This window comes from Pseudomonas sp. KBN12P06040 (assembly GCF_037574965.1).
GTDB classification, from domain to species: domain Bacteria; phylum Pseudomonadota; class Gammaproteobacteria; order Pseudomonadales; family Pseudomonadaceae; genus Pseudomonas; species Pseudomonas aeruginosa.
The window spans coordinates 451600-474587 of sequence record NZ_JBBELS010000002.1 but is presented as its reverse complement, the minus strand read 5'-3'; the positions used below and the strand labels follow the sequence as shown (position 1 = coordinate 474587).

Annotated in this window: 17 protein-coding genes and 1 pseudogene; 13 read left to right on the top strand and 5 right to left on the bottom strand. The window is 52.9% G+C overall.

Annotation, left to right across the window (positions count from 1 at the left end; genetic code table 11):
- The first annotated feature begins 104 nt into the window (after positions 1-104).
- The 5 genes from VQ067_RS33160 to VQ067_RS33140 all read left to right on the top strand — a co-directional run bounded on the left by VQ067_RS33160 (position 105) and on the right by VQ067_RS33140 (position 7581).
- Positions 105-1775, top strand: coding sequence for an ATP-dependent helicase (locus VQ067_RS33160; protein ID WP_034019966.1), 1671 nt, complete (start codon positions 105-107; stop codon positions 1773-1775).
- A gap of 235 nt (positions 1776-2010) precedes the next feature.
- Positions 2011-3651, top strand: coding sequence for an ATP-dependent nuclease (locus VQ067_RS33155; RefSeq protein WP_160295900.1), 1641 nt, complete (start codon positions 2011-2013; stop codon positions 3649-3651).
- 1 nt (position 3652) lies between these two features.
- Positions 3653-4465: an HNH endonuclease gene (locus VQ067_RS33150; protein WP_128472872.1), complete on the top strand. Its 813-nt coding sequence runs from the start codon at positions 3653-3655 to the stop codon at positions 4463-4465.
- Between the two features lie 873 nt (positions 4466-5338).
- The gene (locus tag VQ067_RS33145; protein WP_225517907.1) at positions 5339-5872 is read left to right on the top strand and encodes a hypothetical protein; all 534 of its coding nucleotides are present in this window, start codon (positions 5339-5341) and stop codon (positions 5870-5872) included.
- A complete protein-coding gene (locus VQ067_RS33140; protein WP_171891570.1) occupies positions 5869-7581 on the top strand; it encodes a UvrD-helicase domain-containing protein in 1713 nt (570 codons plus the stop codon). Before VQ067_RS33145 ends, VQ067_RS33140 begins: the two co-directional genes overlap by 4 nt.
- A 153-nt stretch (positions 7582-7734) precedes the next feature.
- Here VQ067_RS33140 and VQ067_RS33135 read toward each other — a convergent pair whose 3' ends face one another.
- From VQ067_RS33135 to VQ067_RS33120, 4 genes are all read right to left on the bottom strand, one after another.
- On the bottom strand, positions 7735-8985 hold the full coding sequence (locus VQ067_RS33135) for a tyrosine-type recombinase/integrase (RefSeq protein ID WP_171891569.1): 1251 nt from the start codon (positions 8983-8985) through the stop codon (positions 7735-7737).
- A 104-nt stretch (positions 8986-9089) separates the two neighbouring features.
- Complete coding sequence (locus VQ067_RS33130) at positions 9090-9599, bottom strand: hypothetical protein (RefSeq protein WP_124082609.1); 510 nt, start codon at positions 9597-9599, stop codon at positions 9090-9092.
- Positions 9583-11547, bottom strand: coding sequence for an integrase (locus tag VQ067_RS33125; protein WP_034020105.1), 1965 nt, complete (start codon positions 11545-11547; stop codon positions 9583-9585). Before VQ067_RS33125 ends, VQ067_RS33130 begins: the two co-directional genes overlap by 17 nt.
- The gene (locus VQ067_RS33120; RefSeq protein ID WP_034020102.1) at positions 11547-13643 is read right to left on the bottom strand and encodes a hypothetical protein; all 2097 of its coding nucleotides are present in this window, start codon (positions 13641-13643) and stop codon (positions 11547-11549) included. Before VQ067_RS33120 ends, VQ067_RS33125 begins: the two co-directional genes overlap by 1 nt.
- Before the next feature lie 94 nt (positions 13644-13737).
- On the opposite strand from VQ067_RS33120, the pseudogene VQ067_RS33115 reads away from it, so the two are divergent.
- From VQ067_RS33115 to VQ067_RS33080, 8 genes and pseudogenes are all read left to right on the top strand, one after another.
- A pseudogene (locus VQ067_RS33115) lies at positions 13738-14562 on the top strand (DNA methyltransferase); the annotation flags it as partial.
- A 332-nt stretch (positions 14563-14894) separates the two neighbouring features.
- Positions 14895-15665: a DUF6685 family protein gene (locus VQ067_RS33110; RefSeq protein WP_223819159.1), complete on the top strand. Its 771-nt coding sequence runs from the start codon at positions 14895-14897 to the stop codon at positions 15663-15665.
- Positions 15666-15964: 299 nt separating this feature from the next.
- Positions 15965-16567 carry a hypothetical protein gene (locus VQ067_RS33105; RefSeq protein ID WP_034000480.1) on the top strand — a complete coding sequence of 201 codons (603 nt, stop codon included), beginning with the start codon at positions 15965-15967 and terminating at the stop codon, positions 16565-16567.
- Between the two features lie 82 nt (positions 16568-16649).
- Positions 16650-17432 carry an N-6 DNA methylase gene (locus VQ067_RS33100; protein ID WP_034000478.1) on the top strand — a complete coding sequence of 261 codons (783 nt, stop codon included), beginning with the start codon at positions 16650-16652 and terminating at the stop codon, positions 17430-17432.
- A 120-nt stretch (positions 17433-17552) separates the two neighbouring features.
- On the top strand, positions 17553-18281 hold the full coding sequence (locus tag VQ067_RS33095) for an energy transducer TonB (RefSeq protein WP_223290632.1): 729 nt from the start codon (positions 17553-17555) through the stop codon (positions 18279-18281).
- Between the two features lie 57 nt (positions 18282-18338).
- Positions 18339-19133: a hypothetical protein gene (locus VQ067_RS33090; RefSeq protein ID WP_034000476.1), complete on the top strand. Its 795-nt coding sequence runs from the start codon at positions 18339-18341 to the stop codon at positions 19131-19133.
- Between the two features lie 562 nt (positions 19134-19695).
- Positions 19696-20964: a phospholipase D-like domain-containing protein gene (locus VQ067_RS33085; protein ID WP_058199483.1), complete on the top strand. Its 1269-nt coding sequence runs from the start codon at positions 19696-19698 to the stop codon at positions 20962-20964.
- A gap of 140 nt (positions 20965-21104) precedes the next feature.
- Positions 21105-22685 (top strand): alkaline phosphatase D family protein, encoded by a 1581-nt coding sequence (locus VQ067_RS33080; RefSeq protein WP_023111089.1) that lies wholly within the window; start codon positions 21105-21107, stop codon positions 22683-22685.
- Positions 22686-22691: 6 nt separating this feature from the next.
- Here the strand turns inward: VQ067_RS33080 and VQ067_RS33075 are convergent, their stop codons facing one another.
- A complete protein-coding gene (locus VQ067_RS33075) occupies positions 22692-22988 on the bottom strand; it encodes a hypothetical protein (RefSeq protein WP_034000470.1) in 297 nt (98 codons plus the stop codon).

Genomic DNA, 22988 nt, shown 5'->3' with positions numbered 1-22988 from the left:
GGCGCGTTGGGAAGGCTCACCGATCAGGAACTTCTTGATGGCCTGCCTGACTCGCTCGATCGGCTAGCAGACAAGGTGATCGAACGGCTCGATGAGTCGCCGGAATGATCAAGCCTGAACGCTGGGTTCCCTCTCCAGGAATTCGACTGGAAAGAAACGCGTGGGAGGCAGTTCGTGAGCGCGAAAGGTCAGTGGTGCTTACTGCTGGCCCTGGTGCGGGAAAAACAGAGGTGCTCGCACAGCGAGCTGACTTTCTTCTGCGTACAAACGCCTGCCGCTACCCAAAACGCATCCTTGCCGTTTCATTCAAGACGGACGCAAGCCGGAACCTCAAAAAGCGAGTACAGCTTCGCTGTGGTTGGGATCGCGCGTCACGTTTCGACAGCGTTACCTTCCATGGCTTTGCGAAGCGGATCATCGACCGGTTCCATCCAGTTTTGGTGGATGAGGCGTTGAGCCAGGACTATGAAATTGGTCCGGAATACATCTGGGGCCAACAGATCACCTTTAAACACCTACTTCCGTTCGCCCTTCGGATCGTGAAAGAGAGCGCGATCGCACGCAATACGATACGGCAGTCCTATACGCACGTGTTCCTCGACGAATTCCAAGATTGTACGGCAGACCAATACGAACTGATCAAACTGCTGTTCCACGACACGCCGGCGATCCTGACCGCCGTAGGGGACACTAAGCAGACCATCATGGGATGGGCGGGGGCGCTCGAGGGGATATTCAAAACCTACGCTGACGACTTTGATGCCCGACCGCTACGTCTGTTTTTGAACTTCAGATCCCAGCCAGCACTACTGCGAATGCAGAACGATATTATTCGGGAGATCGAGGCTGAGGCAGTGATGCCGGATGATCTCGCCAAGGGCGAAGGCGGGGAGATTCTGGCTGGGAATTTCCGAAATGCCGCTGAGGAAGCTGAGGCTCTTGCGAACCTTATTCAGCGCTGGATTACTCAGGACGGCATACCACCTAGTGAAATTGCCGTTTTGATGCCTCGCCAAGTTGAAGAGTATGGCGAATCACTAATGCTGCGGCTCACTGAGCGGGGAATCGCTCATCGTAATGATCACGACCTTCAGGACCTACTGAAAGAGCCAGCAGTCGGCCTTGTAATCGATTACCTCACTTGCCTCTACGGCCAGGGCGAGGCAGAAGCATGGTCACGGTTAATGGACCATTTCACCCCGTTCGAAGACGACGACAGCCAAAATAGCGCTCAACGGATCTTTGAAGAGACATACCGGGATCACCTCAAGAAGGTTAAGCAGGAGCGAAAAACAGCGAGCCCATATGGCTCGTGGTGGGATCTGACCAATGAGTTCCTAAAGAAACTTGGCCTGTCGTCCGTCAGCGCACTCTCCGCCGACTATCGCTCAAAGGCCCGCTTGTTAGAGGTTGTTCGAGACGTTCGTGATCGTATCCGGGCGCAACTTGCGATTGAGCCAGATTTACTCAAGGTATTGGCACGCCTTTCTGACGATTCGGCAGTTCGCTTCCTAACCATGCACAAAAGCAAAGGTCTGGAGTTCCATTCGGTAGTTGTGCTCGGCGTCGAGAAGCAAACGTTCTGGGGGCACCTCGACCAAGAGCGCTGCGTGTTTTTTGTAGGAGTTTCTCGGGCCAAACACAGTCTTGCGCTCACCACTGCGGACTATCGACCACGCCCTAAGAACGTCAAGAGATGGGATGAGCATCGAGCTCCACATGGTGAGTTTGTGAGTCATGTTGTTCGACACCTCACCAGTCAGCACTTTAAGTAGGGCCGCGCTGCGCATCGCGCATCAACCTTATGGGGAGACTGAAGCCGTCACAGAGGACGGCCACCATTGGCCGGGAGTCACCAGTACAGTGGGCTGGAGTCGGCCAGAGGCGGACAGTCATCCCAACAAATCTGTCCGCTTTTCCGAAAGTGCATCGTTTTTGTTGCCAGACAGTATCAGTAGGCCGCTCGCGCTGATAATGTCGCGGCGCGCCTGACTTAAGATGGATCTTGGAATGCCAGCGAAAAAAAGCTCTAACGCTAATCCTAACCAGCCACTGACCTCCTTCCTTTTGGATGAGAGCTTCGCGGAAAGCTCCAACGCGGAAGCATTCATTGTTCCGCTGGCCCGAAAATTTAACGACTTCGGCTACCTTATAGCATGCTCCATAGGCTATCGCGATAAACAAGGGCAGATTTATTGGCTTGAAGGGAGGTGTGCCATTCAAGGAGAAAAAGATCTCTTTGAGGCTGTTGGCAGTCTGCTTTCGCCTGAAAAACCTGAAATTTACCACCGCGAAATTAAAAAACCGTTCCGCACACTGCTGGTAGATGCAAAGTCATACAGCTTTTTGCGGCGGACGCTAGGCGAGACTCAGGCAAGGAAAATCCTAGCTAGCTTACAAGATGTAGCAACGACTAAAAGCCGGACCTTCACCAATAATTGGTATGACTTCTATAAAGAAGAAGTGTTCACCCATGCGATGATTAGATCAAGCGAAGCCTACTTTGCTTATCGCAAGGGGGAGCGCATATTGCAAGGCTTGCAAGAGCTTGATGCTGATGCACGTCAACCTTTCAGTATTGAGTTGAAGGGAACTGGCCCCCAAGCCCAGTTCGACTTCCAGTTTGATAGCAAAAATTTTCTCAGAGGGCGGATCGCGGTCATTATCGGCCAGAATGGCTGCGGCAAAACTTCGGCGCTTGCAAAGCTCTCAAAAGTTTTGGCCGACAAAGAAAGTCGATCTGCTGAAATTACCAATCGCCCCGAACTGAATCAAGTTATAGCTTTCATTCACACTGCATCTGTTCGACAGTTCTCCCCCACGTCAAAGGAGGGGCTCGCGAGAGCTAGGATTTTTACATTCAATCCGGCAAGCCCCCGCAAGCAAGGCGAGGACTCTGCAACAACATTGCTTGTCGATGTGGCTCGCGGACATGATGCTCAAGGTGCTTTGCTTAAACATCTCTCGGATATTTTGCGCACTGAATTCAGTGAGCTTGAAGTTCTGGTCCCAATGAAAAAAGACAGACCAGGAGAGTCAGGAAGAATGGCGCTGTACGATGTAGACTATATGCCATTTTCAGAGTGGAAGCGTGGTGGCGAACAACGTATTTTAAAGAATGCGGCAAATGTCGCCTCTTGGCAGTCATTGAAATTTGTCGATAAACACGGAAAGGAACGTAAGCTTAGCTTGGGCCAGCAGGCCTTCCTAAAATTCATTTTGGTTGCACTAGCTAACTCTGGGCCGGCATCCGCGTTGATTATTGATGAGCCGGAGAATTTTCTGCATCCAAACCTTATATCAAGGTTTATGCGTAGTCTAAATAAAATTCTGAACGGTACACGTTCGGTAGCATTCATCGCCACACACTCCCCGTTTGTCGTCAGGGAAGTTCAAAGTGCTCAGGTGCATGTGATGCGCGATGAAGATGGAGTACTCACTGTAAGAAAGCCGCGCATGCAAACTCTAGGAGCCAATGTCGCATCAATCTCGAATGAGGTATTTGGCGACGATCTACCCCATCATCTCTATGAAGAGTTGTTAGAGCTAGCAGAGCAAGAGAGCAATACGTTTTCGGAGGCACTTGATAGATACTCTTCAGAGTTGAGCGCCGAAGCTCTCATGCGCCTGCGTAGGATGATGGAGCAGTAAAATGAGGAAACTCGATCCGCCCGTCATTCAAGATAATTTGCTTCTCAGCTTTCTGCAGCACTCTAGAAAGGAAAATGCGAAAGCAATTGTGCATCGCATAGCTGATATTGCTGAGCGCTATCAAGCGTATGATATTTGCAATGGTGATCCCTGGGGTATCGCTGAGGACGTGTCATACGCCCCACTAAAAGAAGACCTTAACGGAATTTATAAAGCGCCACCATCCGTTCTAAATTTCATTGCGACGCTGCGATCTCAACTTGACGGCGTGTGCCCCGTGTGTGGGCGAGATGCACTGGGGACCTTGGATCATTACCTACCCAAAGCAAATTACGCAGAATTCTCATTTTACTCAAAAAATTTGGTGCCAGCTTGTGATAGGTGCAACAACAAGAGAAGCAACGCGTTCAAAGGCGCGAATGCAGGAGAGCGCCCTCTGCATCCATATTTTGACTACTTTGCAAATAACAAGATCCTGTCCGTACGATTTGAACCTGATTGGAATGCGCCACTGCTGACGCCAATACCTTACAATGTGACCGGAAGTCAGCTTGCTGTTGTCCAGTGGCACATCGACAATGTCCTAAGGCGAGCGGGAATCGATGAATATCTGACGACACAATGGGGGGTCTTGATCAATGGAATAAGGACGTTTCTTCCAGATCGATCTAGCTTGGTAAGCATAAAAACGGAAATTCAGCGGCTCGAAAGCTATGAATTTGAATGCGGAAAGTCGGCTAACGGATGGCGTTGCGCCTTCTGGCATGGATTGAACCTAAATGATGATGCGCTCAGGTACTTGCAGTCGCTATGAACAGTGCATTGATTAGTAATCAATAAATAAAACCACCGCACCTTGGTGAATCTACTTTATGGAAACTCTGACATCTAAAGCCGAGGCGGACGGGTTGGCACAGGAAAAGTGGGCTGATTTATTTATTGGGAAGAATGGCAGCTTTTGGCTGTGGATTCAGCCGATCCCGGCCCGTCGCGACCGGCGGAAACCGGCCAAATGCGGACGTTTTATCGAACTGCTTCCGCCCAAACAGTCGATGGACATGTTTCTACCATGCCTCAGTCGTCAAGCTTTGCGGGCGTGCTCTCGATAATTTTTATTGAGATAAAAGAAATCAGATAGACCGCCAGATCCGAAATCTCCCGAGTGTCGTCAATCTCTGGAAATGGTGGAAGTGGGGACCGGCGGAAATGCGGCCAGAAGCAGACGTTCTGCCTGCATCACTTGCCTGAGATCCGGTGTCCAGTTAGAGCGAGAAGTATCAAATCGAACGACGTCGATTTGCACCGGCCAGACGGCCGACCGGCTCAAGGTCTTTGCCTCTTTCCAAGCCAACAGCGATGAAGCGTCGCTCTATCTCAGTTACCTTACCAGCCAGCCTCCTGGCCTCAGCTTCAAACTCGGCAATTCGGTGCTTCAGGTCCTTTCGGCGCTTTCTCGACATACAGACCTCCCAAAACAGAACTGTACTTCAGGGTAGCCGCTTTTTGAGTGGCCACTGCGTGTTGGAGATCGCTGCCGCCCATCCACCGGAGTAATCATCAGGAGGTAATCAGCCACTCAGGGACGCATGTTGTGGGGTCGTTCTCTGTCGGTCATGGCCACGCGGTGTAATGGTCAGATCCGATGCAAATGCTTGGTCAAGTCGAATGCAATCAGGTGGTCAAGTAAGTGCAATTGCGCACATTCTTCCTGTCACTCGGTAAGAGCGTGTTTGCGGTGTTCGACAAGCAATCGCCGGAGGCACTCGCAGCCATCAAGGCCTCAGTCGATCATCCTTACGAGTCTGCGAGCGCAGGCTTCGAAGACCTGGTGCTGCAGGGCGCATCTGAGGCCGCACTCCGCAGCTATGCCGCTGCTGTAGTTGCCGGAGGCGATTGGCCGCAGCATCTCGCGGCATGGACACCAGCAGCCGCAACGCCGTTGGCTGATCTGCAGGCTGCTCTGTCGAGTTATTTCAGCTGGGCTAAGGGTGGTGGCGACGCCGGCGACTTGCTCGCCTCCTGTCAAACCGCCGACGACATGCCTGAATACGTGAGAATCACGTTGGCAGCCATCAAGAACGTCATTGAGCCACCACGGCTGCCTCCATTACCTCCCCAGGCAGCCGGCATGCCCCTTCTCCCAGAAACTGCAGCCAAGCCGGCACCATTGGCAGCCGCCTATGGAAGGTTTCAACCGTCCCCGCCCCAGCCTTCGACATGACTGAAGTGTGGAGCGATCAGAAGCGCGGCTTCCTGGCGTGCACCGGGCACGCCCTAGCGCTGGGTGGTCCTGGTGGAGGCAAAACACACGTCGCGCTGGTGAAGGCTCGCGATGAGATTCGCTCAGGAGTACTCAAGCCAGGCCAGAAGATTCTCTTCTTGAGCTTCGCCAGACCTACCGTAGCGCGCATCATCGAAAAGGCTTCTGAGCTGATTTCTCGTGAGGACCTGAAGCAACTGGAGGTTAGTACGTACCACGGTTTTGCATGGAGCATTCTCCGGAGCCATGCCTATTTGCTGAATGGCAGGCGAAGCCTGCAGCTCCTGCCACCGCCAGAAGCAGCAGCGCATTTGACTGATATCGATAAGGCCCAACACGAAAATGAGAAGCGGCGCCTTTTCGAGCAGGAAGGCCGTCTGCATTTCGATTTGTTCGCAAGCTTGGTCAGCGACCTGCTTCGTCGAAGTGATCGGCTAAACACCATCTTCTCCGACACCTATCCCATAATCATCCTCGACGAGTTTCAGGACACAAACAGTGATGAATGGGCGCTGATTCAGCAGCTTGGAAGACGCAGTCGCCTCATTGCACTGGCAGACCCCGAACAGCGAATCTACGAGTTTCGAGGCGCTGACCCCAGGCGGGTGGGCGACTTTCTGGAGAGCTTCAGCGCCGCTCACTTCGATTTCGCCGGTGAAAACCATCGCAGCGGCGGTACCGATATCGCAACCTATGGGAACGACCTTCTCACCGGGGCGAACAAGGGCAGGACCTATCAACAGGTCAAAATCATTCGCTACGGCTTCTTATATGGAAAGAGCTCGCACTTCAGCGCCAAGACCGCAGTTTACTCGGCATTGGAACGGCTCAAGAAAGTACCGGACAAGTCGATCGCGGTCCTGGTGCCATCCAAACGGCTAATGCTTGAGCTTTCTGACTATTTCTCATCCACGTCTGATGGTCTGCCGGAGCTATATCACGACGTTGCAATGGATGCAGAGCCGCCGGCTCTAGCCGCTGGCGTTATCGCCACGCTACTGGAGGGAGGTACGGCTAGCGATGTGGCAAGCCGCATGCTCGGCGCACTTCACTCGCACATTCGCGGACGGCGCGGAGGCAAGCCTACACCTCAGACGGAGCTTGACCTGGCAGGCGCTCTTAGCGGTTTCCTTTCCACGGGAAAGATCCGCGGTGCCAAGCGCCAGTTGATTGTCAGCGAAGTTCAACGGATCTCAGAGTTGCGGCAACGACTGGAATTCACAGGTGACCCTTCGGAGGACTGGCTATATCTGCGCGGCCTGTTGGCATCCTCCACCGCGGAAGCCTTGAGGCAAGTAGCAACGGATGCCCGCTACTTACGACTTCTTCATCGAGGCTCGGTACTGCGCACCAGCTTGGGTGCCCTGTGGCGTGCCCAGGGTGGGTACAGAGGTGCTGAAGAGGCAGTCCGCAGTGCCTTGATGCAGGAGCATTTCGCTGCTGCTCAAAAAGACTGGCGCGGCATCCATCTCATGACAGTTCATAAGTCCAAAGGCAAAGAGTTCGACGAGGTCATCATCTACGAAGGCCTATACCAGCGCATCGCCAAACCCCCGCAGGACCCAAAGACCTGCGCTCAAGACCTGTTAGCTCTACGGGTAGGAGTGACTCGAGCGATACGCCGTACTACCGTTGTGACGCCGAAGCGCGAACCTTGTCCTTTCCTGTGACTCTGCATTGCGGGGCACATCAAAGCATAGGAAGTTTCTAATTCAGAAGCGGTCCTAAAGCGGATTCAGTCATAGCAGAAAGAAATCAGGTTATTGTGACTACTTGCAAATAAGAAATCCGAAACGACGCAGGCAAGACTATACATGTCGAGACTAAGTAGCAGAGCCACGAAGGGAATGGGCCACCACACTTGGTAACTCATAACTCTTCGTCCTGAGTTGCAACAAAGCCTCTTTCACAATTAAAATTGACTCTGCTAGAGCCCTATTTTCACTACTCTTCGCTTCACCCATCAAAGCTTCAATAACACTCATCGCCTCGGCGGCGACGTTTGCAGAATCCTTGTATTCAACCTCAAGCTCTTCGTAGGCCCAATCTACATAGCGCCACATGCTATCAAGCGAAGAGTGACCACTGAGACTCGCGACCTTTGAGAGAACAGTAGTAAGTGCCTCAACGCCAATTGACCCCCGGCTGCTCAAAGATCGAAGCCTAGCCATAACCTGCAATGTAATATATCGGTGCCTAAGCATGTGAGCGGATACCCGCTCAGTAAGGCCCGCCTCTGCCCGGAGATCAGAAAACAACTGTGACACTGTTGAGGGCGCCATCTTGAACCCCTCTCTGGTGCAAAACAGCCAGTCCAGATCTTTGAAGCCAATCTTTCTCCTCTTTAATCTCCTAACCTGAATAGAGCGAGTAACATCGATATACTCCAAGAGCATTCTAAACGTTTCGTCTGAGATAGGTATTAACCTGTAAGGATTGCCTTTTCTTTTAGATGTTCTTACGGGCAATTTCCGGTCAGCAGATGCCCCTACAATATCAGAAACTCGGATCCAAGTTAGCTCTTCTCTACGTATGCCCGTATCTGCAAGGAGAACAAGCATACATCGATCACGGCTGCGACGAAAATTAGTTTTGGCAGTCCATTCACAAGAATCCAGCAGAGCAGATATTGCATTAGAAGAAATAGGGCGAACTGTACGAGGAATGCTTGCAGGCACCATCGCATAATGCTGGGTTCGAACCCTTACAACACCTTGCTTACTCTTCAACGAACGCAAAGAAATTGTTACTTGAGCCCCCTGCCCTAATGAACCCACTAAACGCTTTCCAACCAAAAAAGTTTGATACCACTCTAAGAACGATATAACCCGCAACAAAATTCTATTTATGTGGCTCCCAGAAGATTTTTTGCGCTTAATTAACCAGTCTGAAAATGAAACCAGCACATCATCACACACTTCCTCAATCACCACCTCAGACTCAAACAAAAAACGTACAAACAAGGATAGCTCTGATGCATAAGTGTTAATTGTGGAAATAGCGCTATTTGAGCGCCTAAGATGAAGGAAATAAACGTTAAGCTGCCAACATATACAACCATCTGGCCAATACATCACCCTCATTTCGGGGGCCGCCCATCGCTCCGACCTCCTCAACTTATCATATCCAGGCAAATAAAATTCTTTAGAGGAAGTGCGCCAAAGCCGACCAGCCGAAGTCATTTCACAACCTTAATGTGAGGATTTTTTTCATATCGCCGATAATGCCGTTGCAACTCAGACTCTGCTAAATCTGACCGCAACGATAATCTCTTCAGCCGTTCAAGCAAATCCAAGTATCTAGCGGTCATGTCTAGCGCAGCATCTACCGCTAACTGAGAGCTTAACTTCCAAGCATCAACATCATCAGAAGACTTTTTTCGGATCAGCTGTCGGGAGTCGCCGATGATCAAAGCAGCATCACGTAGAAGCTGGGAAAGTCCACCTTCATATAGCCCATTCACATATTTCCGTAATGTTTTATGACTTAAAGGAGTAATTCCAAGAGACTCATTATCCCAAGCAGCTAGTTTTGAAACAGAGGTGAAAGCTGATAGCTCACTCTTAGAAGGGGAAGGAGTTGCTCTAATCCTATCAAACTCAGAGATTCTACAAGCAGCGCTCCTAGCGGCAGTTTCAGATAGGACTTTGATGCTTGATGCAATTTGGCCTTTACCAAGTCGAGGCATCGGCACCCTCCCTAACTGAAACTGCCACCGTATACCTCTTTCTTTTTCCAGCATTAATTTGAATTGGGGTAGCGGTGTATACACCTTTTTCTGACAATAATTCTAGGTAATCTCTTAACTCATCCTCATGCATGACGTTGATTTTTTCAGTGCCAAAATGCTTAATAAGGATATTCCTGAGTTGCTGAACGCCATGAGATTGATCATCAGAGCAAACTGCAGAAGTAGCCAACGCAGCTTCGGATGCACTGAGCTCTTTTCCTGTTAAGCTTTCTTTAATGTAGCGCCAGGTTTCCCCAATATCTTCATGCCCCATAAACCAAGAAAGCGCCGGCAATGAATTCTCCAATCCTCCGAAGTGAAAAAATGTCATAGCAAAATAGCGGCGAAGTTGATGTGGGAGCACCACCCATCGTTCTCCCGAGTTATCAACAAGTTTTAGGTACTCACTAAGCTCCTTTAGAAAAACATAAGCATCAGCCACATTGAATGGAGAGGCACCTCTGACGTTAACTTTAAAAAACGCCTGCGACTTAAATAAAATATCACTTGAAGGCACTATGATTTGCCAAAGTTTTTTTAGCGCATTTAAAGATAATAAACACTCATAAACAAGGCGCGGAACCGGCTTTTCCATCGGCTCACGCATATTATCAAACCCAGTTTTCCTCAGTAAAACAGAAAGATAGAATCTACCGTCAACCTCATAACTAGCGCTTTTATCCAGATCAACCAGTTCATTTCTGCGACAACTAGTCAGGACACCGATCAAGCAGAAGCAGACGGCCGTATGAAGCCTCAACAAGAAAATCGAGAATGGAAACTGAGTTCTAATTTTTGCCTCAGAGATAAGAGGATCCACCTGCATTCGTCTGTAAGCATCAAAAGCAGAGACCAGTCCATCTGGAATCGGAACAATTTCTTCTGATATGGATAACGCCGTAAACACTGAAACATTCGACTCATCCATTATCGACCGTGAAAGAGGAACAACTTCATTGCAGTAATAGTTGAGTGCCGGATACGTATCAATCATCCATTTGCCGCAACCGAACATAAGACTTCTTCCCGTAGAAAGAGGCAAGGTTCTTGTTCTACCGTTTCCTCCGATGCGGAAAGGCCGCACAATATCCGATATTAAATAAGGATTACCTATTTCTACATGCGATTGAATAGGCAGAGAAGATAGCAGTTCACAGAAATTAACCATCCAGTTTGATAGAGCAGTTGTGGCTCTTGATGCCCCGTTCTCGCTGGACTTACCTCCAGCCTCACAATCAAACCCATGCGTCAAGTATCTTCTGAACTCGGTAGATTGAGATAACCGTTTGTAGTCAACCCCCAAAGCAGCCGCAGCGAAGCGCAAATTTAGATTACCGTTACCATCCAGTGCTCCTAGTTTTCCCAAATGCTCGGAAAGTGATATTGGCTCAATTCCATCCTTGGAATTTGCTAGATAATCTTCCCAGCGCTGTATGAAAGCCCCTGTTCCACTAACACCTCCTACCTCTGCCGCTCCAAGAAACTCAACTACGTCATCCACCCCAAAAATAGAAAACCCCTCTTCAGAAAACTTGTTTCCATATCGAACAGCAAGAAACTCAGCTAGCCACAACAGATATAAATGAAAGTGAAGAATGCCTCTTAACGATCTAGCGACTTTAAGAGCTCCATCATAGGCGCACACCACTATCATTTTTGCCTGTTCCAAAGGAACCGCATAAACAGGGCTTGTGAAGCTTCCGCTTGGCAAAAGCCTGTTCCAATTTAGACGAACACCACCTTTAATGGTGCCGTCTACATTCCGAACAACCACCCCTGAGTCTACGACCCATGTAGAACTTTCCAGCTCATTAAGAAGCCATGCAGGTCTGTATATATGATTTATTTTTCTAGTTGTTCGATCAAAAAAATCAATGACTCCGACCGGTAATTTGTGTCGACTCATCACCCCACCTCTGGCAGGATAACCATAGTCGACATCGCTTCTTTCTTCAAAAGCGCCTTCTTAACAAGATTACTTAAATCGCTCATTGATAACGGAAGTGGTGCCATAACTGCGTCAATGAAGTCCATCCAAAATTTTGGTGTGATGCCAGTAAGACTGTCTGGCCTATTTAGGAAGGTTGGGGTTGCTTTGTCGAGAGCATCCCGATAAAGCATTGCAACCGCAAGCGCTTCAGGATCATTAGATATGACGAGTCTGGACAAGGTGGCAAAATCAAAGGTTAGCTTTTCGGATGTTTCCCTTCTTTGCGCTTCCAATTCACTTTCAAACAAATAATTATCGATGGACTTAAGAAATTCATGTAATTGTTCCACTGTTCTAAAATCCGAAATCTTCAGCATTTCGCTTTCTTCATCCATCGCTGAAGTGATTAGTAGATTCTGATGCCTACGGATCTGCCGCTCAAAAATTGCACGCTGCAGCGCAAGCGGAATATAATTATTAATAGTAGTTTTAATGTGCTTATGGCCAAATGCCTTAGCTGTAGCAACCAAGTCGCCATTAGTATTAAGATATGTCGCCACACCTACATTGACACGAATTGCCTTATAGTTGATCTTATCTCTCCACGGCATGAGCACCGGGTGTCTATCTACAAATGAATACGCCCTTGTACTAAACTCTTCCTTACCTGTCGAACGCCAAATTGGATTCATATAAAGCGCTCCTACCAACGCCTTCTCAGAAAAGGACTTCAAGTCATAGTTCAAAGAGCTTATTCCCACCCAAAGATTAGAAGCCTCCTCGTTTCGCCCCTGCTTTCTCAACTCTTCTCGGATAGGGGCAGTCCACTCCATTACTTTCGAAATAACGTCTCTCGCCAAGTCACTCAATATTTCTGATTTCTGCTCCCTAGCTCTCGGCTTTTTAACCGTAAGGCGCAAATTATTTCCATCGGCAGACGACAGGAGGATTGCGAATCCATCCGCGTCTTCAATTTTGGCTCTGTACAATGAAGTCGAATTGAACTTTGGATGCTCTATCATTATCAAGAGCATGCAAACTGCCGCAGCCTCGCTATTCATTAATCCTAAATACGGGATGAGCTTATTCTTTCCGTATTTAGCAACATATTGCCAATGAGAATTTCCGCTGTTTGATACCGGCCTTCTGTCACTCGACTTGAATTTTCGATGAGGCTTAGGGATCCCCCCCATCTCATGATGAACAACAGAAAGTAGGTTTCCAAGCAAGTTAGGATGTCCACCGTCTGCCTCAAAGTAATGGCACCTAGTGGAAAAATCAAAATACCTCATAAGCCACGGATTCTCTTTCATAGCCGTCAGATAACCACAGCCGGTATTCTTTATCAGCGCATCTCCTTCTGCCTGTTTCGACTTTAGTAGATTAAAGTCCTCTAGCGCGCACGACTTAATTGTATCCAGCACACGATTTATTCTAGCAGTGTACTCGGTCAGGTACCTTTCATCAGAAGCAGTTAAAGATATTGACTCAAAAAGATCGTCATTGTATGAGTTTTTATCCGGTCTAAATGATTTCGGCACCGAAACAACCGCAGCACCATCAACCACTGATTGCCTTTCAGTTAATATTTCTGATTTTCCTGGAGCTCGAACGTATGCACCTATAGTGATATTGGGGATAACTTCTGCAACTACTAGAATCTCAATTAGTCTTACGAAAGATATCCACTTATTTGAGGTCGTTGTGAGGGCCAACCCCTTTTCTGTCTCATCGGTATAAAAGCTTCTCCGAAGCTCAGATAGTTGAAGTTTGAAGTCATCCGCATCTGTATCCTTAGGTTTTTTCCAGCCTCTCTTTCTATGCATCATTGCCCAATACTGGAGAATACGCCGTATAGCGTATGTAGGGGCCGCACTTGTGTAGCGTCTAGAGAAGCGCGAAATGCCTTTCAAAAAGGGATCTGCATCCTCACCCAACCAGTCAGTCAGGAAGTCAAAGCTGACGACCGTAAATCCTGACTGGCGGCCATCGTTCCTGACCTTCAGTTCTAGCCCAGACTTCTTTTTCCCTGATGAAGCTTTTCCCTTGGTGGAGCGTGCGCGCTTAGCCATTTTTGCTCTCTAGCAGCTGAGTTTCGGGCGCATGCTCCACGACGGTTCTATTTCCCTCAATAGGGTTTGCTAACAAAAGGCGGCATCTCCGCCGTACCCGTTGAGGAAGGAAAGGGCTTACGGCAACCCTGATGAGCGGGAAATCGTCGACTTCATCTGCGCCACGCTAGAGCCTGTGGTCGAGGCGCTGGCAGAAGAAGGCAGTCTCGTCTTGAACGTATCGCAGGATTGCTTCCTCCCGGGACTACCGGCGCGCTCGACCTATGTGGAGCGCCTGGTGCTGGAAGTCTGTGATCGATTTGGACTCTACCTGATGGACCGGCTCATCTGGCAAAACCCCGCGAAGGCTCCGGGGCCGGTACAGTGGGCTTCGAAATCCCGTCAGCAACTCAATGTTGGGTATGAGCCTGTACTCTGGTTCGCAAAGAACCCGCTGAAATGCAAATCGAACAACAACCGTGTCCTCCAGCCGCATTCCGAACGGCATCTGCGGTTGATCCAGAATGGTGGCGAGAAACGCCACACGAACTACGGTGATGGCGCATATCGCCTACGCCCGGGCAGCTTCAGCAACGAGACTGCCGGATCGATTCCGAAGAACGTGATCACCCGTGGACACCGTTGCACCTACGGCACTCAACACCGCAAAGCCGCAGAGGCCCTTGGCTTGCCGACCCACGGTGCTCCGATGCCCTTTTCGATTCCCGAGTTCCTGATTCAGTTTCTGACTGAGGAAGGCGATCTTGTAGTGGATGCCTGGGCCGGTCGCAACATGACATCCCTGGCAGCCGAGTTGCTCGGCCGCACCTGGATGTCGGGCGAACTGATGCTGCAGCACATCCGCACTGGCGCTGAATTGTTCCGTGGACGGCCAGGGTTCTGGCTCAATCCACAGATCGCTGCTGCTTTCGGCCGCTGAATCCCACGAAGGTTCTTCGAATAGCCCCTTGGCCGTTATCCTCAAACACTGATGGCGCGCCGTGGGTTCGGCCCTACAACTGGGGCGGATTGACAGCTATGCAGCCAACTAAGTCCCGAGAATGGCTGGGATTCAACACATCGGAGAAAGGCGTTATGCGTGACACATGGGCAAAGGTCCTTCGCTTCAGTTTGGACTGCCTCGGGCATCCGGCCTCCCTTGGTCATATGCTGCAGCAAAACCGCGATCTGAGGTTCGATATACCAGGGCAGCCCTGTTCGATTGCCTCATCGGAGGTCGTTCGGTGGCACGAGTGGGGCAAGGGGAGCTACTTGACCGGAAACTGGCGAGCACCAGGGGAGCTGCTTGGATGGAAGGCTGTTGGAACCGAATTCTGCAGCTACCACCACACCATCGATGCGCTGGCCAACGTTGGCTACACAGAGATCGTCGAGTCCTGGGAGTGTGAGATCCAGGATGTCCAGGGGCTTTGTGCCTCCAAGTCGGAGCTTCGAGATTTCGAGAGCCTCGATGCTATGGCTGTGGCCAGGACGCAGTATCTCGTAGGGCAAATCACTCACGCGAACCTTGAAAAGAGCCTGGGGTGGTACGAGATCCGCATCCTTCATCGCGACTCCACCGACGACTTCTTTGCATGCCACCAGTGGGACGGCCGAGTTTTCTTGATGAACTCTGGGGGTTCCCATCATTTCGTGGCTGGCCGCTACCTGGCTGCCCGGTTGGAAGTTCCCGTTCCTCTGAAAGGCCTTCTGCGCGTCCACCGCCTTTCTCAGGCCGCGGTGTCTCAGCTGGTTGGCGAGTATGAGGTGTTTGCCCTGAGTGATGATTCAGAGGCTTTCCAACGATTCTTCGATGCAATGAGGGAATACCGGGCCGGTTTCCTTTGGTCACCGTTGCCTCGCCACCTCGACGGTCGGGCGGTATTTCTCCCTCGAGGGGATGCAAGGGCAATGAGGATAGTTCCCTTGATGCGCGCGGCAGGCCACTTCGATCTGGGAGCGCACCTCCTGGAACTATCTGCAAGGCCAGTACGTCTCCCGCACATTGCCTCTGCTCGCCGGCAGATGGAGCCTGTTGAGTAACCTATGGATAGCCAGACCCCGACTTGGAGAGAGTTCAGGCCAAGCAGCTGGACGCGCCGGGATATGGCGGGTGCGGCCCAGCCGCATGATGAAAACGATCAGCCAGAAGCCGACTATTGGCTGGCGTGGCCGCCGTACATTACCGGTGACAAGTCGGATATTGGTCATCCCTCGAAGGTGATGCGCCGTCGATTCCGCTCCCGCGAAGCTGCGATGTCGTATGCCGACCGCACCTGGCCCATTGATCCTAACTCTACCTGGCCGACTTCGCCTTACCGGCCTCAAGCTCGAGAAGACTCATGAATACCTTCGCCGTAGATGCAGAGTCCCTAATTGCGGTTGCCATCCCCGAGCAGGTTGTCACCTCCTCATTGAGCCCCATCATCGAGATCCACACCGCTGGCCTCAACGACCTTCCCTACCCCCTGTCCACCGCCACGCTTTGGGTGGCATGCTGTGAGTCATGGCCTCATGCCGATCCAGACTGGGAGGGGCTGTATTTCATCAACCTGGCGATTCAGGCTGATCACATGTTCTCCCAGGTTGGGCCCGACAATCAGTTCCTGACGCTGGATGTGAGGCCGGGGACCGTTTTTCTGACCAATCCTCTGGCCCTTCACTGGCTGCAGCCGAGCGATAAGCAATTGAACCGGATCGCGGAAGGACTGCAGGAGCGACGTAATGGCTACATCGGCCTGCAGTGGGAAGTCGCCTATCACGAGATAGATGCGAAGGTTCTTTGGTTGAAAGAAGAGTTAGTGAAGCTCGGAAACGTCGAGCAGTTGGGCTGCGACATCGCCCCCTTGCTTATCCAACCGGAAGCGGACTATGTCCAGCCCCCACCTGGTCACGATTTCGTAATTGGCCCGGAGGTTCGGGCTTTGCCCCGCCGTAAGAGCTGACCAACCATACCAAGCGGCACCGGTTCTGGCACAACCTATCTCCTTGAATACTGCGCCCATCTAGAAACTGATGGAGCGCAGTATGTCACCCGCAAAGCAGCACACCGACAACCTGGCCAAGCTCATTCATTCGGTGGGCTACCACCCACCCCGCGAGGTCTTTCAAGACTTCTGCGAGATGGCAGCCGTGGCGCTCTCAAACGCAGTAGACGTGCTCCACCGTGAGACCCGGGAAGCCCAGTACATGCGGCTGATCCAAAGGTACAAGCCGAAGGATCAACACCTATTCCGTGCAATGCTCGATGAGTTACAGCAGGCCCTGGAAAAAGACCCCAGCGATATCTTGGGAAGACTGTTCATGGAGGTAGGCGGCTCGAATTCTCGGAGTGGACAGTTTTTCACCCCAGAATCGATCAGCCAGGTCCTTACGGACCTGACGCTTGCTGATACAGGACATGTTCAAAGTCTTATCGAGGAGCGAGGGTTCATCACCCTTTCGGAACCCTCTTGTGGGGCTGGTGCGATGGTCATCGCGTTTGCACTTCGTCTGCGAGAATTGGGCATCAACTACCAGCAGCACCTGCACGCCACCCTGGTCGATATCGACTGCAGGGCCGTCCACATGGCGTATCTGCAACTGAGTCTTTTGCATATTCCTGCCGTGGTGGTGCACGGAGACACGTTGACCCTCAAGCAGCACAGCAGTTGGTACACCCTAGCCCACGCTATGGGACTCTTTGGTATCAAACTGCGCCGGGGGTTTAGTTTGGACAGTGCAAGGGGACGGGAGTTGATTGGCAATCAATCTGGTCATGAGGACGCGGACTCTTTGCATGAGCGGAGGATGGCCATGGCGATCGGCTGATCAGCTCTCTTGTTCAGCGTCTTCCAACGGACGGGGATTTGCGCGTGACCCTTTGACTTTGGAGCATCGGAAGCGCCCGTTATCCTCCCTTCTTCGATGTAAACCCAGGGGGGGATCGGTGTGAACGAGAAACAAAATGCGCTGATGGCCGTTGCAGTTGGTGCCGTGGTGCTCGCGTTTTCCGCGGGCGGCTTTTTCATCGCTCTGGACGCGAAGAAGACGGCCGACCAGTACGCCAGAGAAGTCGATCAGCTGAAGCAAGAGATTGCTGATCTACAGGGGCGTGCCGGCGAGGCCGATGCCAAGATCGAGGGTGTGGTTAGGCTGGTGAAGGAAGTGGTCGAGCTTGCTCGCAGCCCTGCGGCAGCCGGCAAAGATGGTAACGGGAAGCCTCTGCCGTCTGAGCACGCCAGCCCGCTGGGAGCAACAACTGGCGAGGCCAAGTCTGACCCAGGATCTACTACCCCAAGCATCGGTACCGGAGTCAGCGGCCCCAAGACCAAGGCTCTGGCCGAGCTGCTGGACAATGAACAGAAAGTCGATGGGCCGGTCACTCCTGACAAAGTCGATAGCCTGCTGGTGGAGCGGATCAGTAGCAACTGGCACCGTCCGGCTAGTGCAAAGGATGGCATGCAGGTCACCATCGAAATCGAGATGGATCGGAAGGGCGTGATCAAGCAAGTCCGTGTTCATCAGTCGAGCGGCAATAAGGCCTTTGACACCTCCGCGGTCAAAGCAATCCAGGACGTCAAGGCAATCCCGGAAATAGCCTCCCTTCCCACCGACGTGTACCAGAGCCTCTACAAGAACAGAAAAGTGCTCTTCACCCCCGAAAGTCTTGGGAAATGATCGCGGTACAGCCTAAGCCCAGTTCGGCCACCGCTGCGCCAAAAGGAGTTTCGACCAGTGCGCCGCCTTACCCAACATACTGACGACCCCGCCGAACAGGTGCCTCTGGACCTGAGCGAGGACCAGCGGGCCGCCATCAAGGCCACAGTCAAGAAGGCGCAGCAGAGTCTCGCCATTTTGCCGTTCCTTCTTGAACAGAGCACCGTGCCTGGCCTGACCCGTGCCCAGGCGCGCATGGCGATGGAAACAACCGAATTTGAGCTGGCCACCCTAGGCCGTTCGCTCGGCGTCGACACTGAGGCGGGAACGACCATCGAGCAGCGCTTCGGGGAACTGCGTCAGGCCAACATGCGCATCCGCGACTTGGAGGCGCTGCTGGGCCAGCAGATGCCGGCGGAGGCCATACAGCCGGCACTCGGCAACTTGGCCCGCCAGTTGCGCGATTGGTGGCGGCTGGAGGGCCTCGGCCATACCAGCGAAATTCAGTTCGGGGAATACAGCTTGCAGGTGAGATTTTCCCTGCAGTCCTTTTCTGCTCGACCGCTCATTGCGGGCGCTGAGCATCTGTCCCACGCCGAGCGCAAGGCGCTCTGGCTGGCCGACCTGGAGCGCCGTGGCTTTGTCCTGCATGACGACGACGGCAAAGGCGTGACCGACTGCCCGGCATCCCGCGATGCACTTCGGGCGCTGTTTGCCCAGCGCTTCCCGGGGACGCACAAGATCGCCCAGTTCGTCAGCCGTGAAGGCGACCACGCTTCCAAGCTGGTCAGCGTCGAGGTGTACGTCTATGACCTGGCGCAAATCCTAACCTTGCCCGTGCCGCCGCCGAAGACCCAAGACGTTGACGCCTGAACCCATTGATCAGGTCAAAAAAAGAGAGGGCATATGCCGAGTCCCGAGCATGACAAGCTGACAGCCATGGGGGCCAGGTGGTTCAAGAAGAACGGCTTCCCTGTGGTTACTACCGAAATTTGGGCAGCAGGGAGCCGTGAGCGGCCCGATGTTCTGGGATTCCGTTCCATGTGTTCCGGAGTGATTGAGGTTAAGGTCAGCCTCAGTGACTTCCGGGCCGATCGCTTGAAGCCGGAGCGGGTTTCCGGAGGCTTGGGCAATTATCGTTTCTACCTCTGCCCGGAAGGGTTGATACGGCCGGAAGACCTTCCTGCCCGTTGGGGCTTGCTGTACGCAAAAGGAAGATCTGTTGTGCCAGTGGTTAGCCCCCCTGGTAACCTTTGGCCAGGAGTCCCCCGTAACGCGCTCGAGGAGGACCTGGCGGCTGAGTGGCTCCCCTTCCTTCACCGCCCCGACCTCGATGCGGAACGGGCCGCCCTCTTCTCAATCGCGCGCCGGCTCAGTTGAAGTCCCCGCTCCTTGCTGCCAGCCTGTCCTGAAGATCACGGAACAGGTTGTCAGCATGGCGGACAGCAGCATCTTCACCAACAGCCCCGGCCAGGACCAAGTCCTCAGGCCTTTCCAGCGGCTCATCTCTACAGCGTCGCATATCCGGCTTGCAGCACCCTACTTCACTCGTCCGGGCGAGATATTGGAGGCTGCGGAACGTGGCGCGAAGATCGATCTCCTGGTGGGGCTCAATCCAGCGACGAATCCCGCCGCCCTGCGCCAAGCACTTGAAGCCGACAACTGCTCCATCCGGTACTTCACGGATGGCTTTCACGCCAAGATCTTCCTTTTCGATGGCGTGGCCATGTTGGGCTCAGCAAACCTCACGGATGGCGGCCTGGTCAGCAACCGAGAAGCAGTCGTTCTGCTCGACCAGCCTGGCGATGAAGAGCGGATCAGAGACCTCGAGGCGCTGTTCGCTGTGCTTTGGGACAGTGCCGAGGTTTTAACCAGGCAGGTTTATCTGAAATTCAAGGATGCCTGGGAGAAGGCCAGTCGGATGGACAGTCGGGACGCCCCTTTCCAAAGCCTCGCTGATGTAGAGCCTCCAACTGTCCTTGCCGGCAGCGGACATAAGACCGCTCAGCAGCATTACCTCAGTGATCTGAGGAAGACTATCTATGAGCAATACCTGCCGGCGTTTGAGGAGGTCGCCGCAATCCTTCGTGAGCAAGGCACTCGCCGACCTGAATTCAACGCCCTTGCATGGGGACCGGAGGTGAACCGCTTCTTGAACTGGGTGCGACTCGAGCACGCCCCGGGAGATGCCGCGTGGCAGGATGCACCGATCCGCCGGCCGCAAGATCGAAAGCCCCAAATCCAAACCTTGGCCCTGGAATGGCTTTCAACCGCTACACCTCGGATTCCAGAGGGTTACTTCGAAATGCTTGAAACACTCCACGCTGTGATGGAGAGCCCGGAGTCGATCCGTGCCAGCAGCAAGGAGCAGATCGCTGCAGCGCTGATGTGTGTCCACGCATTCTCCGAGCAGCTCCGTTTCACATTGGGTGGCGCTGAAGCTCTGCCGGCCAAGTTTTGGGAAGGGAACCGGGAGGACCTCGGTCGCGTTCAGGACACCCTGATTTACCTGATTCATGGCCACGAGGAGTTTGCCGCACGCATTGGCTCCGTACTTTACGATCCGAAGTACAAACTCGCTTCCTTCGGCCGATTCTGTGCATTGGAGTTGGTCGGAACGCTGAACCCAGAACAGGTGCCCCCGATCAACGGACGCATGGCCAAGGCGCTGCGGTTTCTCGGGTTTGACGTCCGCGCCACATAGAGACTTCGGGCGATCGAGCATTTTCTCTGGCACCGGCTAGTATCACATTGCAACCATCGAGAAAGCCGCGGCCGCCGCTGTGGGGGGACTGAAAGTCAGCGAGGACGGGGCTCATACCTTTACGTCAAGGAGGACAGCGCATGAGCCTGTTACTCGGTCCCATCCTTCATTTTCGCGGCATCCACAACGATCTGTACCAGGTCTCTGCTCTCGTTGTCCTGGACAAAGGTGACCCCAAACCGAAGCCTGAGCCCACAAACTGCGCGGTCGATAAGGTCACCCGTATCGCTTCGATCCCATTCGGAAGTCCAACCCAGGATGTCTGGAGGGTAGACCTATCAACGTCTCAGAAAGCTGCCAGGTCTCAGCAGTGCTCCTGCAGTGTGTCAGGAGGCAGGGCGAGCTTCTTCGTTCCTGCCCTTGGGGAGTCTCCGAGGGTTGCCTATGGCTCGTGCAACGGATTCTCTGCTGATAAGTACCGCAAGAAGGTGAAGGACAGGCAGAACGAACGCTGGTTCGACATGGCTGCACGTCACAAGATCAAGGGTAAAGAATTCCATGTCCTGGTCATGGGTGGAGACCAGGTTTACACCGATGACTTGATGGTGATACCCGGAGAGATGAAGGACTGGGCTGATCTGTGGCATAGCAAGCAGGTAGCTGCGAAATGGTCACGAAAGTTGGAAAAGCAGGTCGACGAATACTTCACCCAACTCTATGTCCAGCGCTGGAATCAGGCCGGCCCGCGCGAGATGCTGCAGTCGATCCCCTACGTGGCCATGTGGGACGACCACGACATCACCGATGGGTGGGGCTCATATCCTCAGGACCTGCATGAGTGCGACGTCTACCAGAACCTCTTCCGGCTGGCGACGCGGTACTACAGACTCTTTCAGCAGCAGCTGGCAGAGGACGAGGTCCATCCCTCTGCGGTACCCAACCAGAGTCCACAGGCAAAAGGATTCAGCCTTGCCTACTCTGGTCTCGGCGAGGTCGCATTCTTGGTTCCAGATCTGCGCAGCGAACGCCACCCGGATCTACAGATAGCTGGCGGCTTCAGCCCGACGCAAATCGCTTCGGAGTACACTTGGGACGCCATCTTCGCTTGGCTGGATCAGCTCGATACCTCCCAGCACAAGCACTTGATCGTCTACTCCAGCTTGCCTGTTGCCTACCTGGACTTGAATGCCGCCGAGGTAGCACTCAATGCCTTGCCCGGGCAATGGGAGCTTGAGGATGATCTTCGTGATCATTGGCGGAGCAAACCACACCGTGACGAAAGGCAGCGATTGATCAAGCGCTTGCTGAATTTCTCGGCCAAAGGAACTCGGGTGACCATTGTGAGCGGTGACGTCCATGTCGCTGCGGCTGCCGTAATCGAGTCGAGCCTTCCGCAACATGGGAATGGTGCCGGAGCTATCTTCCAACTGGTATCTACCGGGATCGTGCACACCCCGCCTCCAGCGGTGGCCGTGTACTTCATGGAGAAGTTCGGGGCAGGTGAAGAGGTCATCGAGTACGGAGTGAAGGCCCGCATGCTGCCGATCGGCTTCAAAGGCCATTACTTGGTACCGGAACGGAACTGGCTCAGCCTGGAGCCTGATGGGAAGGGACGAATCTGGGCCAATTGGCACGTGGAGGGGCATGATCACCTGCTGACCCAGGTGATCGATCCAGTCGTCCTGCCTACAGTGCTTCAGCCTGTCGTTGTGAATCAGTAGGCGGGACTACTCGGCGACGATCTGGGCCGGCCAGCGAGCGCTGGCCAGGGAGGACTGAGGGAAGCGGGTGACCCTTCCCTCAGCGCTGGTCAGGAGGTAGTCACCGGACATTGGCTCAATTCGGAGAGTGCCGTGCAACTCGCACTCGGCGCTGGCGCAGTTTCTCAATCTGACTGTGGCGTTTTCAGCTTCGAAGAACATTGCCGCAAGCCGGTCCATGTTCCAGATGGCGATCAAGCCAAGGATCAACAGCGGAATCACCACCCCGGTCTTGAAGCTTTTCAGCTTGTCACCATGCCGCAC

What these genes read in the sequence shown, in the direction of transcription:
- VQ067_RS33160 (WP_034019966.1), top strand. Translation starts at nt 105, where the DNA reads ATGATCAAGCCTGAACGCTGGGTTCCCTCTCCAGGAATTCGACTGGAA.
- VQ067_RS33155 (WP_160295900.1), top strand. Translation starts at nt 2,011, where the DNA reads ATGCCAGCGAAAAAAAGCTCTAACGCTAATCCTAACCAGCCACTGACC.
- VQ067_RS33150 (WP_128472872.1), top strand. Translation starts at nt 3,653, where the DNA reads ATGAGGAAACTCGATCCGCCCGTCATTCAAGATAATTTGCTTCTCAGC.
- VQ067_RS33140 (WP_171891570.1), top strand. Translation starts at nt 5,869, where the DNA reads ATGACTGAAGTGTGGAGCGATCAGAAGCGCGGCTTCCTGGCGTGCACC.
- VQ067_RS33135 (WP_171891569.1), bottom strand. Translation starts at nt 8,985, where the DNA reads ATGTATTGGCCAGATGGTTGTATATGTTGGCAGCTTAACGTTTATTTC.
- VQ067_RS33130 (WP_124082609.1), bottom strand. Translation starts at nt 9,599, where the DNA reads ATGCCTCGACTTGGTAAAGGCCAAATTGCATCAAGCATCAAAGTCCTA.
- VQ067_RS33125 (WP_034020105.1), bottom strand. Translation starts at nt 11,547, where the DNA reads ATGAGTCGACACAAATTACCGGTCGGAGTCATTGATTTTTTTGATCGA.
- VQ067_RS33120 (WP_034020102.1), bottom strand. Translation starts at nt 13,643, where the DNA reads ATGGCTAAGCGCGCACGCTCCACCAAGGGAAAAGCTTCATCAGGGAAA.
- VQ067_RS33105 (WP_034000480.1), top strand. Translation starts at nt 15,965, where the DNA reads ATGAATACCTTCGCCGTAGATGCAGAGTCCCTAATTGCGGTTGCCATC.
- VQ067_RS33100 (WP_034000478.1), top strand. Translation starts at nt 16,650, where the DNA reads ATGTCACCCGCAAAGCAGCACACCGACAACCTGGCCAAGCTCATTCAT.
- VQ067_RS33085 (WP_058199483.1), top strand. Translation starts at nt 19,696, where the DNA reads ATGGCGGACAGCAGCATCTTCACCAACAGCCCCGGCCAGGACCAAGTC.
- VQ067_RS33080 (WP_023111089.1), top strand. Translation starts at nt 21,105, where the DNA reads ATGAGCCTGTTACTCGGTCCCATCCTTCATTTTCGCGGCATCCACAAC.